General features: G+C 65.9%; 13 protein-coding genes. 2 read left to right on the forward strand and 11 right to left on the reverse strand.

The window, feature by feature from the left end:
* Positions 1-67: 67 nt before the first annotated feature.
* Positions 68-1891 carry an ABC transporter ATP-binding protein gene (locus J5251_RS17610; RefSeq protein ID WP_139004827.1) on the forward strand — a complete coding sequence of 608 codons (1824 nt, stop codon included), beginning with the start codon at positions 68-70 and terminating at the stop codon, positions 1889-1891.
* On the opposite strand, the gene J5251_RS17615 is transcribed toward J5251_RS17610, so the two are convergent.
* The 6 genes from J5251_RS17615 to J5251_RS17640 are packed head-to-tail and all read right to left on the reverse strand — an operon-like array spanning position 1888 to position 7433.
* Positions 1888-2931: a glycosyltransferase gene (locus J5251_RS17615; protein WP_139004826.1), complete on the reverse strand. Its 1044-nt coding sequence runs from the start codon at positions 2929-2931 to the stop codon at positions 1888-1890. The genes J5251_RS17610 and J5251_RS17615 overlap by 4 nt on opposite strands.
* A gap of 3 nt (positions 2932-2934) precedes the next feature.
* Positions 2935-4074 (reverse strand): glycosyltransferase, encoded by a 1140-nt coding sequence (locus J5251_RS17620; RefSeq protein ID WP_240793018.1) that lies wholly within the window; start codon positions 4072-4074, stop codon positions 2935-2937.
* Complete coding sequence (locus J5251_RS17625) at positions 4071-5234, reverse strand: glycosyltransferase (protein ID WP_139004825.1); 1164 nt, start codon at positions 5232-5234, stop codon at positions 4071-4073. Before J5251_RS17625 ends, J5251_RS17620 begins: the two co-directional genes overlap by 4 nt.
* Positions 5227-5595, reverse strand: coding sequence for a DUF2304 domain-containing protein (locus J5251_RS17630; RefSeq protein ID WP_074701598.1), 369 nt, complete (start codon positions 5593-5595; stop codon positions 5227-5229). Before J5251_RS17630 ends, J5251_RS17625 begins: the two co-directional genes overlap by 8 nt.
* 4 nt (positions 5596-5599) lie before the next feature.
* Positions 5600-6265, reverse strand: a complete 666-nt coding sequence (locus J5251_RS17635) for a glycosyltransferase family 2 protein (RefSeq protein WP_240793017.1) — start codon at positions 6263-6265, stop codon at positions 5600-5602.
* 52 nt (positions 6266-6317) lie between these two features.
* Positions 6318-7433, reverse strand: a complete 1116-nt coding sequence (locus J5251_RS17640; protein WP_139004824.1) for a glycosyltransferase — start codon at positions 7431-7433, stop codon at positions 6318-6320.
* A 180-nt stretch (positions 7434-7613) separates the two neighbouring features.
* Between J5251_RS17640 and J5251_RS17645 the strand changes: the two genes are divergently transcribed.
* Complete coding sequence (locus J5251_RS17645) at positions 7614-8756, forward strand: glycosyltransferase family 4 protein (RefSeq protein ID WP_139004823.1); 1143 nt, start codon at positions 7614-7616, stop codon at positions 8754-8756.
* A gap of 26 nt (positions 8757-8782) precedes the next feature.
* Here J5251_RS17645 and J5251_RS17650 read toward each other — a convergent pair whose 3' ends face one another.
* Genes J5251_RS17650 through J5251_RS17670 form a run of 5 tightly spaced genes read right to left on the reverse strand, consistent with a single transcriptional unit; the run spans position 8783 to position 14109 of the window.
* Positions 8783-9991 (reverse strand): glycosyltransferase, encoded by a 1209-nt coding sequence (locus tag J5251_RS17650; RefSeq protein WP_139004822.1) that lies wholly within the window; start codon positions 9989-9991, stop codon positions 8783-8785.
* A 6-nt stretch (positions 9992-9997) separates the two neighbouring features.
* Entirely contained in the window at positions 9998-11023 is a 1026-nt protein-coding gene (locus tag J5251_RS17655; RefSeq protein ID WP_139004821.1) for a Gfo/Idh/MocA family protein, read from the reverse strand.
* Between the two features lie 3 nt (positions 11024-11026).
* Entirely contained in the window at positions 11027-12121 is a 1095-nt protein-coding gene (locus J5251_RS17660) for a DegT/DnrJ/EryC1/StrS family aminotransferase (protein ID WP_139004820.1), read from the reverse strand.
* A complete protein-coding gene (locus J5251_RS17665; protein ID WP_208574741.1) occupies positions 12122-12760 on the reverse strand; it encodes an acyltransferase in 639 nt (212 codons plus the stop codon).
* Positions 12761-12819: 59 nt separating this feature from the next.
* Positions 12820-14109, reverse strand: a complete 1290-nt coding sequence (locus J5251_RS17670; RefSeq protein WP_208574742.1) for a nucleotide sugar dehydrogenase — start codon at positions 14107-14109, stop codon at positions 12820-12822.
* Positions 14110-14197: the final 88 nt, after the last annotated feature.

The raw sequence follows: 14197 nt of genomic DNA on the forward strand, positions 1-14197 counted from the left end.
TGAAACGTTTGCAGCAAGCTAGGTCTGTGACGCGGCTTGTGGATAAACAACTAGTCTTAGTGCCAGTATGAATAGCATTTTGAAGGTCCTTGGGCCGTTGTTGAAAACGCTGCCCGAAGGCAGCCGCCGATTCCTGACCGGTTACGCCGCTGCTTCCGCAGCCCTGGCGCTGCTTGACATCGTGGCTCTGGGGCTGGTGGCCGCGCTGCTCCCGGGGCTGGTCAGCGGGCAGCCGATGGTGTGGCCGGTTCTGGGCGACATCACGGAAAAGGGCCTGGTCCTGCCGCTGCTGATCTTTATCTGCCTGCTGATTGTCCTCAAGGGCATCCTCGCGGTGATGCTGCTGCGATTCGCCACCAAACGCTTCGCCCGCCACGAGGTCGCCATCGGGGACCGGCTGTTCGCGGCCTATCTTGCCTCTCCATGGGAGAAGCGGCTGGGCCGCAACTCCGCTGAGATTGTCCGGTCCGTTGACGTGGGCGTGGGCATCACGGTTTCGGGTGTGTTGATGCCGGCGATGACCCTCTTCGGCGAGCTGGGCACGATGGTGGCGGTCGTCGTCGTACTTTTCATTGCCCAGCCGCTGATCGCCATTGTCACCATGCTGTATCTGGGTCTGGTGGCGCTGCTGCTGGCCAAGGTGATATCGCCGCGGGCGGTGGCGATCGGACGCCAGAACCGCGAGTGGTCCAACCGGACAGCCAAAACACTCTACGAGGCGCTGGGTGCACTGAAGGAAATCACCCTTGCGGACCGCGGACCGGAGGTGCAGGAGCAGGTCCACGGCACCCGGACCAAGTCGGCTCTGGCCCGGGCCGGCGCCATCCAGATATCGCAGATTCCCCGCTATGTTTTGGAAACCGCTCTGGTGGTCGGGTTCGCCCTGGTCGGCGGTGTTGGCCTGCTTGTCGGCGGCCCCGCCGGCGCCGTGAGCGCCATCGGGCTGTTCGCCATCGCGGGATTCCGGTTGATCCCTTCGCTGACCCGGATGCAGGCAGTGCAGTCCTCGGTCAACACCAGCGCCTCCTTTGCCCGCCAGGTCGTCGAAGACATCCGCGAAGGCGACGAGGAAATGGCGCGACAGAGCAAAGAACGGCCGCAGCACGACCTTGCCGATGCACCGGCGGATATTGTGCTCAACGATGTCTCTTTCAGCTATCCGGGTGCCCAAGCTCCTGCGCTGGACCGGATCAGCATCCGGATTCCAGCCGGCAGCCATGTGGCCTTTGTGGGGTCTTCCGGTGCCGGAAAATCCACCATGGTGGATATTCTGCTCGGGCTGCTGGAGCCGACCGCGGGCCACATCGAAGTGGGCGGCGAGCGGCTCGAATTCGTCCTGACTTCCTGGCGCAAGCGGATCGGCTATGTGCCGCAGGAAGTGTCCCTCTTCGATGCCTCCGTTGCCCAGAACGTAGCCCTGGCTTGGGACGAATCCAAAGTTGACCGGGAACGGGTGGAAACGGCGCTGCGCCGGGCACAGCTCCTTGACACGTTGCTGGCCCGCGACGGCGGCATCGATGCCGTGGTCGGCGAGCGCGGCATGGCCCTTTCCGGGGGCCAGCGGCAGCGGCTAGGCATCGCCCGGGCGCTTTACGACAACCCGCAGGTGCTCGTGATGGATGAGGCCACGTCGGCGCTGGACACGGCCACGGAGGCCGCGGTGACCAAGGCGATCAACGAACTCCACGGCAACGTCACGGTCATCACGGTGGCCCATCGCCTCGCCACCATCCGCCACGCCGATATCGTTTTCTTCATGCGCGACGGCGAAGTGGCCGCCTACGGAACCTTTGACGACGTCGTCGCCCGGGTCCCGGATTTCGCCGAGCAGGCGGCACTGGCTGGCCTCACACCGCAGGAAGTGGCGGCCGACGAGCGTTCGGAGGCCTAGCGGCCGGCCATAACTTCGCGGTACACCCCGACGAGTTGCCGCACTGATTGTTCGGGTGAGTGGTTCGTGTTGATCCAGCCCCGGCCATCGAGCGCACGGGAGACCGCGGGCGGGTCCGCGAGCGCGGCCAGCACCTGCGCGGCGAGGCCATCGATGGTGTCGGCCTGGAGCACGGGAGACGGTGTCGGATAGTAGCCGGCGCCGAGTTGCATGACCACCGGGGCACCGATGGCTATGGCTTGCAGTTCGCTCATTGCCAGGATTCCTGCGCTCTGGCCGACCACTACGTGCGCGCCGGCCAGCCAGCGCAGGTAGTCCGGTTTGGCCATTTTCGGCATCAGCTGAACGCCCAGAGCGGCAGCCCGGCCTGCCTCGGCGCCCCAATCCAGTCCCATAACTTCCGTTCCGGGTCCGACGGCGGCCAGCAGTGAGCGCGCGAGTTCCAGTTGCGCTTGGCCTCCTTTGGAACCGTCCCAACGCGAGGCGAAAATGACGCGCGGCCGGTCTACCGGTGCCCAATCCGGAAGTTCCTCCACATCCACCGGATTCGGCAAGTAACGGGACCCGGGATGCGCAGCCTGGGCGTGCTCGGCCAGATCGGGCGTGGAGTACAGGACGGCGGCGGCGTTGTCCGCGCCCCACTGGATAGCGGGTCTGCGGGCCGGATCATAATACTGAGTGCGGATGTCGGTGCCGTGGAAGTGCAGCACAAAGGGCTTGTACGGCCGGGAGCGCACCACGCCTATACGGGAGCCGGAGTGGACATGGAGCAGATCGGCGCGCAGAATCCCCGCCGCCCGGCCCGCTTGCCAGGAAAGGCCTGCCAGCAACCCCCTGGTTTTTCCTGCTGCGCCGACGGGGACGCCGGAATCCGCGGGCGGCGTGCGGTTGAACTGCCGCCAGGGATGTCCGTACTTCCTGCCGTATTTGACCAGAGTGCGGCCGACGTCGGCGGCATCGTACAGATGCAGGACCTTCGGGTCTGCCTCCGTAACGGGTCCGGGAGCCTCGGCGCGGGGAACTGTCCTTGAATCCGGCATTTATCAGACTTCCGTCGTTTCCAGGAGGGCGGCGATCGCCCTTTCCCAGGCCCTGTTCTGGTGCTCGGAGGACAATTCATCGGCGGCCTTGTCCGCGTTGGCCTTCCAGTGGTCGATCTGTTCACGGGTCAGCGACTGCAGCACCGCACGCAGTCCTTCCGCGGTGAAGTCCTCGGTCACCGCGCCGAGGCCGTGCCGTTCGAGCAGCGTCTGCATGGCCGGCGTTGGACCGATGATGAGGGCCGTCCGGGCTTGGACGGCCTCGAAGAACTTGTTCGGCAGGGCCTGGGCCAAATTGAAGTTGGTCGGCGGAATGACCGAGATGGACACGTCGTACTCGCTGATGGTCTTGACGAGTTCGGTGTACGGCACCGGATCGCGAAACCGCACGTTGGGCAGCGGCTCGGCCTGGCTGCGCAACTGGTCCACATACTCCGGCTCGTTGGGCATAACGATCAGGTCCAGTTCCAGATCCTCAGGCACCCCGTCCATCGCTGCGATGATGTCCTCGATCCGGCGGTAGCGCTGACCGGCCGAACTGTAGATGAGGCGGATTTTCTCCCCGGTCGGACGCGGTTTCAGCTCGGCGTACGGCGCCGCGTTGGTGACCACATCCACGTCGACCCCGAAGTCCTTCTGGTACTGCTCGGCGATACCCTCGGAAACCGTGGTCACGGAGCTGACCGCGGGCAGGTACGTGCGGCATAGCCAGCGGACATAGGGGGCAACCAGCACACGCCATGCGGGTTTGTTGAAGTGCTCCTTCGGGGCGAATTCATGCAGGTCCGCGTGCACGCCGCGCACGGGTTCCAGGCTCAGCGCCAGGGGCACTGTGTTCGCATCGTTGGCCAGGACAGCATCGAAGTGCTGCCCGCGCAGCATTCGCGAAGCCTCCGCAACCGCGGCGATGTTCCAGTACACCTGGCGGTACCGCCGCGCGGCCAGCCGTTTCGGGTCCCGTGGCCAGCTCGGCAGCACCCGGTCCAGTTCGAAGTGTCCGGCCACGCCCTCCGGCGCCGGGCCAAAACCGCAGGTGAGAACCTGGTACTTGTCCCGGAACAGGTTGATCTGCTTCAGCACGCGCGGATCGTTGCGCAGGGGCGAGAGGGACAGGATCAGCAGTCTGCTGGCAGAGCGGTTCATGCAGCATCCTTTCGGCGTTGCGGGCTGGACCGTCGCCGCCGGGCAGCCGGCGGCAAGGCGGAAAGTACAGTGTCTGTGCCGGCGGCCAGCAGCGAGTTGAGGTTGCTGCGCAGGGGCGCCTCGATGCGAAAATTATCCTGCCAGCGAAGCGTCAGGCTGCGCCACAGCGCATTGGCGGCATCCCGCCGTCGTAATGATTCCCGGACGGCTTCGGCGCTGCCGGCATCGCGCAGTTCCAGCAGCAGCCGTTCATCAGGGGCGCTGAGTACCTTGGGCGCGGCCGGAGCCAACCCGGTCACCAGTTCAATGACGCGGCTTAGCTCCCGTCGGTCAACTGCCGGCCAGTTGAAGTCCCGCCCCCGCCGTACTGCGGCGCTGATGACATGACCGCGCAGAATTTTAACCGCGATAGCAGCGCGCTTGCCCTCGGGCAGCGAGGCGAACCATGTTCCGGCTACCAGTGCCCGCACATCGCGGAACTGCTCCGCCAAGGGCAGCACTGCCGCGGTCACCCGTTCCACCGCGTCGTTCCCGACCACGTAGGCCGGACCCTGTGCCGGGTAGGCGATCCGTTCGCCGGAAAACCACAACTTGAGCCCGAACTCCAGATCCTCGCCGGTCCGTAGTTCGGGGGTCAGGGCCAGACCGTGTTTGGACAGCAGGTCGCGCCGGAACAGCCCCAGCGGAGCGGTCCGGTAGGCCAGCCGGTCCCGCACGGGATCCACCAGCATCCCACGGAACACACGCGCCCGCGGGGTCAGGATCCGCCGTCCGCCTTGGAGCCGCAGGGGTGCCATAACGACGGCGGCGCCGGCACCTTCCGCGGTGGCCAGCCAGGCGTCAACGGCTGCCTCTTCCAGTGTGTCGTCGGAGCCCATGATCCCCACGAATCGGGCTACTGCGTGTTCGAGCCCGTAGTTGAACGGTCCGGCCGGCGAACGGATACCGTCCGCCAGGGCCAAAACCCGGACCTGTTCGGCGGGCAGCCCGTCGAGCCTGTCGCGGATGGGCACGGGATCGAGATTGTGGCAGACAACGGTCGCCAGTGCCCGGCCGGGCACGGCCGCCGCGAGGACAGACTCCACCGCACGGCGAATCGGTCGGTCCGCACTGTGGACGGCAATGATCAGCTCGGCCGCCGGGGCCTGCCGGTCAGTCATTCCCGCGGCCTTCCCCGGCTGCGGCGTCCGGCCGCGGCGCCTCGTCCAGGGCAATCCGACGCGCCAGCTTGGTGATCCGCGCTTCCAGCTGGCGCGTTCGGTGGTAGGAGCTGGCCATGAAAATCAGGAAGCACACAATCAGCCCGTAGAGCACCAAGTCTGTGCCGCGGCCGATGCCCAGGAGATTGGCCACGCGCGTGAGCAGTCCGGGGAAGAACACCGACAAAGCGGCAACACCGGCGAAGAGTACCAGCAGAATGCGCCGTACGGCCTGGTGCCGGGCGTTGCCGGCACCCCGCATCAGGGCCAGTGCGCCGATGATGACGGCAAGAACCAGGACAATTTGGACAACTATGATCATTGGTTCACCTGAAGAAGAGATCCGCGAGGATGTTGACGCCGTTCAGCAGCGACTGCCCTTTGGCCTTGGAATATTCCGTATAGACAATCTTTACCGGGTGCTCCACCAGTACCGGTTTCAGGTCGGCCAGCTGCTGGATCAGTTCGGAGGCGTGCGCCATCCGGTTCTGCGTCAGCTGGATCTTCGCCGCGATCGGAGCCGAGATCGCCCGGAGCCCGTTGTGCGCGTCAGTGAGCCGCAGCCCGGTGGAGAAACGGGACTGCATTGCGGCTGTGCGCAGCACCAGCCGCTTAAGCCCGGAGACGTCGGCCGTTCCTTCGAGGAAGCGCGACCCGAGCACGACTTCGGCTTCGCCGGAACGGATCCGTGCGAGCATCGCGGCGGCATCTTCAACCCGGTGCTGGCCGTCGGCGTCGAAGGTGACAATAGCGTCCAGCTGCGGGTCCTGGAGGGCGAATTCGATCCCCGTCTGCAGGGCCGCTCCCTGCCCCAGATTGACCGGATGTTCAACAACGACGGCGCCGGCGGAGCGTGCGATGGCCGCTGAACCGTCCGAGCTCCCGTCATCCACACAGACTACGTACGGAAACTCTTCGAGCAGTCCGGAAACTACCGAACCGACGACGGTAGCCTCGTTATACATCGGCACGACTACCCAGCAACGACTCACCTGCCTAGTATTCCACAACAGGCATAGGACGGCGTGCAGCCTCAGCAGCCGCTCAACCGAGCTCGCGCACCTGCCGATAATGGGCGTCCAGCTCTTTGCTACTACCGGCGAGGCTGCGATGTTCGACGACGAAATTCCGGGCCGCGCGCCGCATGCCCAGATACTCGCCGCTGCCGAGCTGAAGCAGCTGCAGCAGCCGGCCCTGGAGCTGGGAGAAGTCCGCTTCGCTGGCGAGCAGGCCGGTGGTGCCGTCGTCGAGCATTTCCGGAATCCCGCCGCTGCGGTACGCGAGCACCGGCGTTCCGCAGGCTTGTGCCTCCAGCAGCACCAGGCCGGCAGCCTCCCGCGCCCCGCCAGCCTCCTGGCTGGGGGCCACCAGAATGTGCGCCTGCTGCATCCAGCCGCGGATGGCTTCCCGGTCCAGCCGGCCGAGGAAGTCAATGTGCGGGTGGCTGGCGGCTTGTTCCTCGACGGCATCCCGCAAGGGTCCGTCCCCGATCACGACCAACCGGTGATGGGCCTTCCGCCAGGCGGCCAGCGAGGCATCGATCAGATCCCTGATGCCCTTCTGGGTGTTCAAGGTCCCCACGAAGAGCACCACCGGAATGCCCTCGCTGTCGTGGCTGCCCGGCACAAAGTAGTCTGTGTCGACGCCCTGGTAGTGCACCTCGATTTTGTCCGCGTCCAGTCCGAGCGCCGTGGCACGGCCTGCCAAATAGCTGCTGACGGCCAGGATCCGCTTGCTCTGGGAAGCGGCGGCCAGCACATTGCGGTGGTGCCACTTGGCCATGAGTGTATCGGCCGGGTTCCCGAGCGAGACCACATCGGAACCGTGCAGCGTGGTCACCAGCGGAGTGCCCTGGCGGGAGGCCTGCACCGCCGGCTGGGACCAGGTACCGAAGTGCTGGTGGATCAGGTCCGGTTTGAAGCGCCGAATGGCCAGGGTCATGGCGGGGATGAACGCGGGCATGACCAATTCACGACGGCGGAAGCCCAGCAGCTGGCCGGGCACAAAGTCGGTTACGGGGACGGTAACGGACCTGTCGGTGATCTCGGCGACCAAGGTAAAGAGGTGGAAATCGTGGCTGGCCTTGAGCTGCTCCGCGTGTGCCGTGGCGAAGTACGTCGGCGGTACACGCAAGGTGCTCTTGGTAATCGCGATCTTCACGTGGCTTCCTGACCCGGCTGTTGGCTGGTGCGGCGGCCGCGGCCGCGTCTGTCACAGCCATAGTAGCCCGGCAACACGGAACGGCTGCAGACCCGGCGGCAGGTAGGCTGGTCACGGTCCGGATACGGTCCGGACAGGCACCGGCCCCACGCGTGCCGCTTCCCAGCACTGAGGTAAGGAATGACGGTGCCCAAACAGATACTTTGTATCTCCTTCTCCGACATCGAGGCTGATTCACGGGTCTTGCGCCAGCTGGCCTTGCTCGCGGAGGCCGGCGAGGTGACCACCCTCTCCTACGGCAGCCGTTCGCCCGGCTCCACCACCCACTTGGAAATCGATTCGGCCCTGCCCTCCCTGCCACAGACCCTGTCCGGCGTTCTGCGCCTGGGACTCCGCCGATATGCCGCAGTAGAACTGGCGGCCCCCGCGGTCAAACAGGCGCTCGCCCTGGTCCGCGGCCGGACCTTCGACCTGATCGTAGCCAACGAGGCCCGTGCCCTGCCGCTGGCCCACGCCATCGCCGGCGGCACCCCGGTATGGGGCGACATGCACGAATGGGCCCCGGAAGAGCGCGCCCATGTAATGTCGTGGCGGTTGCTCGTCAAGCCCTACATGTGGGCAATCTGCGCCAAATACCTACCACGTACGACGGCGGTGACGGCCGTTAACGCTTCGATCGCGGCCTTGTATGCGGAACAGTTCGGCATCGAAACCGAGGTGGTCCGCAATGCCGGCCCGTACCGGGACTTGGAGCCATCGGTGCCGGTCCCCGGCAAGATCCGCTTGGTCCACAGCGGCGCAGCAATTCCGGGCCGGAACCTCGAGGGCACCATCGAAGCCTTCCGAGCCCTGGACGATCGCTTCAGCTTGGATCTGTATCTGGTCAAGGCACGCGACGGCGGCCGGTACTGGCAGCAACTCAAGGAACTGGCGGCGGGAGACCGCCGCATCACCTTCCACGACGCTGTCGCGCCTGACGAGCTGCCGGCCACGCTGAATAAGTACGACGTCGGCGTTTTCAGCCTCCCGCCGCGCACCACCAACCACAGGCTCATGCTTCCGAACAAGTTCTTCGACTTCGTCCAGGCACGCCTGGCCCTGGTGTTCAGCCCCTCCCCCGAAACCGCCCGGCTGATGCACCAGTACGATCTGGGTGCCGTGACCGAGGACTTCAGCACGGAATCACTGTCCCGCACGCTGGCTGGGCTCACCGCCGAGGAAGTGGAACGCTACAAAGCGAATGTTCACCGTGCCGCGCAAGCCCTCAGTTCTGCCGAGGACGAGGCGGTCACCCGGGGTCTGCTGAACCGCTTACTGGGCTGAGGATTCCTCTTACCGGGCAAGCCCGTTCAGTTCCGGTCCCGTCCGGCTGCGGAGGCAACAGCATCAGCCGCGCGGTTCCCGACGCTGCGCAATGAGTAATTTTGCTCGACCCAGCTCGACAAGCGGCGGCGTTCGTCCTGGTCCGCGGGCTGCTCCAACACTTCGCTCATGGCTGCTGCCACGGCTCCTGCGTCCCAGTCGACGCTGTGTCCCAGCAAATTTTCCGCGACGATCGCGCGCAGCGGGCCGACGCCGGAGTAGATGACCGGTGCGCCGCAGGCCAGACTGGCGAAGGCCTTGGTGGCGAACGCGAAGTCATAGCCCCGTGCGGGCCGGACGGAGGCCAGCCCGGCTGCTGCCTGGCTCATCGCTGCAGCTATCTCCTCGCCGCCGGCCACACCCATGAAGCGGATACGGTTCCCTGCCGGAGCTGCCCTGCGTTTGAGCTCTTCAAGCTCCACGCCCTGCCCGTACATCAACAACCGGGCTTCGGGATGGCTGTCCAGAATCTTCAGGAAGCCGTCCACGAAAACGCCGGCGCCCTGGATCTCGGACATCGTGCCCGCGTAAACGAACGTTGCCGGACCGGCCGTCAGTTCCTGCCCGTCCGTGGCCTGCAGGGCAAACGTATCCGTGTCGATTCCCGTGCCGACTTCGGTCACGGCGGCACGGCCGTCCGTCAGTTCCCGAACGGCATCGCTGACGCCGGACGAAACACTGAGCACTCCCGCTGCCCCGGAAAGCACCCATTTCTCCACGGCGCGCAGCACCTTGACGACCACCGGGTTGACACCGATCCCCGCGGCCGCGTTCGAACTGACGTCGGCGGCAAAATAAATGTACGGCCGGCGCCGCATCCACGAGCCCACGCGGACCACCACGCCCGTGGTGGGAGGCGGCTCCGCCAGCACGGCGTCAAAGTTTCGTGCTGCCAGCAGGCGGAAAAACAGCGGGATATCAAAACTGGCGTACTGCACGTAGCCTCGGACGGCACCGGTTTTATCGCGCAACACCGGCCAGCGTTTCAGCCGCGCCTCCCGTGCTGCAGGCCTACCCGCCGCACTTCCGGCCGAAGCAACACTGCGGGCGGAACTGCCGGAATTCTGCGGGGTCCGGGTGGTCAGCACGGTGACATCATGCCCGCCTTCGACCAGTGCCCGGACGGTAGCAGCAAGCCGGTAGGCAGCGGCCCCCGCTTCCGGTGCGTAGATACGCGTCGCGACCAGAATACGCACGTCCGGTCAGCCCTGCAGCAGGATGGTTCTGGCCTCGCGGCTGGAGTCCACCATGGCTTCGGCAACGCGCAGGGTGTTCAGCCCCTCGCGCATGGTCACGATCTGCGCAGCCGGCGTTTCCGGGGCCGGCGCGGATTCTCCGCGGGCGGCCAGCACCGCGTCGCGGAAGGCTTCGTGTTCCACCTTCAGGGGCTCCCGTTTGGGGATGGCCAGGCGGGTGACATTGCCTTCGGAGACGCCGCGGAAGTTGGCCACGGAGTCCCACTGCGTGCTGATCGTGCCGTTTTCGTAGAACGTCAGGTCAGCGGTGAGCGTATCGGCGAGGAAGGATCCGCGCTCACCGGTGACAACCGTGATGCGTTCCTTCATGGGCGAAAGCCAGTTGACCAGATGGCTGGTAATGATGCCGTTGGCCAGCTGTCCGGTGGCCGCGACCATGTCCTCGTGCTCGCGGCCGGACCGGGTGGTCGCGCGGGCGCTGACCGACTGATAGTCGCTCTGTGCCAGCCAGGCCGTCAGATCGATATCGTGCGTGCCCAGATCCTTGATCACTCCGACGTCGGCGATCCGCGCCGGAAACGGCCCCTGCCGGCGGGTGGCGATCTGGTAGACCGTGCCCAGGTCGCCGTTTTCCAGCCGCGCACGCAGCGATTGCAGTGCGGGATTGTAGCGCTCGATATGTCCGACGGCGCCGACCAGGCCTTTGGCTTCGAAGGCCTCGGCCAAGCGCAGACCGCCGTCGACGGTGGAGGCGATCGGCTTCTCGATCAGGGTGTGGATGCCCGCCTCGGCCAAAGCCAGGCCGACTTCTTCGTGCAGCCCTGTGGGTACCGCACACACCACCATGTCCAGCCCGTGCGCTATGAGCTCATCCACGGTGTTCCGGAGCGGTACGTCCGCGGCCACTCCATGCGGGTCTCCGTAGGCATCCGCCACGGCGACCAGTTCGACCCCGTCGGTTTCGCCCAGCACGCGGGCATGATGGCGACCCATCATGCCCAGCCCGATCAGTCCGGCCCGCAGTTTGGCCATCGCTTACGCACCTGCCTTGGCTAAGGCGTTGACCGCGGTGACGATGCGGTCCAGGTCCTCGGCGTCAAGTGACGGGTGGACCGGCAGCGAGAGCACTTCGCGTGAGGCCTGTTCGGTGTGCGGCAGGTCCGCGTCCCGATTGAAGGACGGCAGCCGGTGGTTCGGGATGGGGTAATACACGCCGGAACCGATGTTGTATTCCTCCTTCAGCGCGGCCGCAAAACGGTCCCGCTCCCCCGCTGGCACCCGGACAGTGTACTGGTGGTAGACGTGCTCGGCGCCGTCGGCCACCGCCGGTGTGCCCACTCCGTCGAGGTTGCCGGTCAGGAACGCGGCGTTGGCTTGGCGGCGTTCTGTCCAGCCGACTATCTTCCTCAGCTGCACCCGTCCGATAGCGGCATGCAGATTGGTCATACGGGCGTTGAAGCCGACGAGTTCGTTCTCGTACTGGCGTTCCATGCCTTGGTTCCGCAGCAGCCGCAGCCGCCGCGCGACGTCGTCGTCAGCGGTCGAGACCATCCCGCCTTCGCCTGAAGTCATGTTCTTCGTCGGGTACAGGCTGAACATGGCAAACGTGCCGAAGGTGCCGACCTTCTTGCCGTGCAGGGCGGCCCCGTGGGCCTGGGCCGCGTCCTCGAACAACGCAAGGCCGCGGGAGCTGGCCAGGGCGCCGAGGTCATCCATGTTGGCCGGATGCCCGTACAGGTGGACGGGCATGATGGCCTTGGTCCGCTCGGTCAGGACTGCTTCCGCAGCCGCCGCGGACAGGCAGTAATGGTCAGGTTCGATATCGGCGAAAACCGGAGTCGCCCCGGTCAGCGCCACCGAGTTTGCCGTGGCGGCGAACGTGAAGGACGGCACGATCACCTCGTCGCCCGGACCGATGCCGGCCGCCAGCAGCCCCAGATGCAGCCCCGAGGTACCGGAGTTCACGGCGACTGCGGCGCGGCCATCCAGCAGGACCGAAGAAAACTCCACTTCGAAAGAGGCAACTTCAGCGCCCTGCGCCAGCATGCCGGAGACCAGCACGGCATCGACCGCCGCGCGTTCCTCCTCGCCGACGATCGGCTTGGCAGCCGGAATAAAGTCCTTGCTCAATTAGCTCTCCTCGTTTGCCAGGGCCTCGTGCGCGCCGGCGGATCCGGTTTCCCGCAGCGTTCCGCCGTCTTCGATGTAGGTGGCCCCGGTCTCGGGACAGACCCACGAAAGCGGATCGCCGCCGTCGTTCTGTCGCAGCGGGTGGCCTGCCCGGCCCACCCAGCCGATCCGCTTGGCCGGAACGCCCGCCACCAACGCGAACGCCGGGACGTCCTTAGTCACCACGGCGCCGGCCGCGACGGTTGCCCATTGGCCGATGGTTACCGGGGCAACACACACCGCACGGGCACCGATCGAGGCGCCGTCTTTGATGGTCACACCCACCGGAGTCCAGTCATCGGCACTCTTCAGGGAACCATCCGGGCCCACCGAGCGGGGGTAGGCGTCATTGGTGAGCACCACTGCCGGGCCGATGAAGACCCCGCGGCCCAACCGCGCCGGTTCGTAGACCAAGGCGTAGTTCTGGATCTTGGTGTTGTCACCGATTTCTACGCCGGTGCCGATATAGGCGCCTCGGCCCACGATGCAGTGGGTCCCCAGCACCGCTTCCTCGCGGACCTGGGCCAGATGCCAGACCTTGGTTCCGTCGCCCAGCCGTGCGCGGTTCGAGACGTCCGCCGTCTCAGCGATGAAGCTCACAGGTGATTCCTTCCCTGGCGGTGCCGGCCGCCGTCGTTATCTTGACCGTGCGCAACCGCTCAGGCCCTGCCGATCACACGATAGGTCACGCCGGGCCACTGCTCGGCGGAGCTAACACGCCGGCCGTCGACGAAAACCCTGACGCCGGGCAGGTCCGCCGGTCCGAGATTCCGGTATTCGCCATGGTCGGCCTGCACTACGGCGGCGTCGGCCGGCTCGCCCAATTGGTACGGCGCAAAGCCCAGCTGCACCAGTTCCTCGTCGCTGTAGAGCGGGTCATGGACCAGCGCCTTGCCGCCGCGGGCCGTAATCGCCTCCACCGCACCGAACACGCCCGAGAACGCCGTCTCCTTCACCCCGCCGCGGTAGGCAGCACCAAGTACAACGACGCGCGCGCCGGCCAGGTCGCCGAAGGTACCTTCCAGGAGCCCGATGGTGTAATCGGGCATGCCCGCATTCGCCTCGCGGGCTGCCCGGACCACGGTGGCCTCCGGATCATTCCACAGATACAACCGCGGATACACCGGAATGCAGTGCCCGCCCACGGCAATGCCGGGCTGGTGGATATGGCTGTAGGGCTGCGAATTCGAGGCCTCAATCACCTGGTAGATGTCGATCCCGGCCGTGGCAGCGTAACGCGCAAACTGGTTGGCCAGCCCGATGTTGACATCGCGGTACGTCGTCTCGGCCAGCTTCGCCAGCTCGGACGCCTCGGCGGAGCCCAAATCCCAGACGCCGTTGGGCCGGACCAGATCCGGACGCTCGTCGAAGTCCAGCACGGCTTCGTAGAACTCGGCAGCCTTGGCGGCGCCGGCTTCGGACAGGGCACCGATCAGCTTCGGGTACTTGCGCAGATCCTCAAACACCCGACCGGTCAGCACCCGTTCCGGAGAGAACACCAGATGGAAATCCGTACCCTCGCTCAGCCCGGATCCTTCCTCCAGCATCGGCTTCCACCGGGTGCGGGTGGTGCCGACCGGCAGCGTCGTTTCGTAGGAGACCAGCGTCCCGGGCCGCAAATGCCGCGCCAGCTCCGCCGTCGCCGCGTCCATCCAGGCGAAGTCAGGGCGCGCCTGCTCGTCAACGAACAAGGGAACCACCAGGACGACGGCGTCCGCCTCCGGTACCGCTTCGGCATAGCTGGTGGTGGCCCGCAGCCCGCCTGAAGGAACCAGCTCGGCAAGCTTTTCCTGCAGGTGCGCCTCGCCCGGAAACGGCTCCTGTCCGGCATTGATCTTCGCCACCAAGTCGGCATTGACGTCAACGCCGAGAACCTCGTGCCCCTTGGAGGCGAACTGGACAGCCAGCGGCAGACCGATCTTTCCCAAAGCTATGACAGCTATCTTCACCAGAGGGGAACCTTTTCTTATCTCTTGAATCTCCCGCCCTACGGCGGCCCACGTCCAAGCGTATCGCTACTTGGCCCGGCGCTTCGGA

Source organism: Arthrobacter crystallopoietes (assembly GCF_017603825.1).
GTDB classification, from domain to species: Bacteria; Actinomycetota; Actinomycetes; order Actinomycetales; family Micrococcaceae; genus Crystallibacter; species Crystallibacter crystallopoietes_B.

Coding starts and splice junctions, on each gene's coding strand:
- J5251_RS17610 (WP_139004827.1), top strand. CDS start 68: ATGAATAGCATTTTGAAGGTCCTTGGGCCGTTGTTGAAAACGCTGCCC.
- J5251_RS17615 (WP_139004826.1), bottom strand. CDS start 2,931: ATGCCGGATTCAAGGACAGTTCCCCGCGCCGAGGCTCCCGGACCCGTT.
- J5251_RS17620 (WP_240793018.1), bottom strand. CDS start 4,074: ATGAACCGCTCTGCCAGCAGACTGCTGATCCTGTCCCTCTCGCCCCTG.
- J5251_RS17625 (WP_139004825.1), bottom strand. CDS start 5,234: ATGACTGACCGGCAGGCCCCGGCGGCCGAGCTGATCATTGCCGTCCAC.
- J5251_RS17630 (WP_074701598.1), bottom strand. CDS start 5,595: ATGATCATAGTTGTCCAAATTGTCCTGGTTCTTGCCGTCATCATCGGC.
- J5251_RS17645 (WP_139004823.1), top strand. CDS start 7,614: ATGACGGTGCCCAAACAGATACTTTGTATCTCCTTCTCCGACATCGAG.
- J5251_RS17655 (WP_139004821.1), bottom strand. CDS start 11,023: ATGGCCAAACTGCGGGCCGGACTGATCGGGCTGGGCATGATGGGTCGC.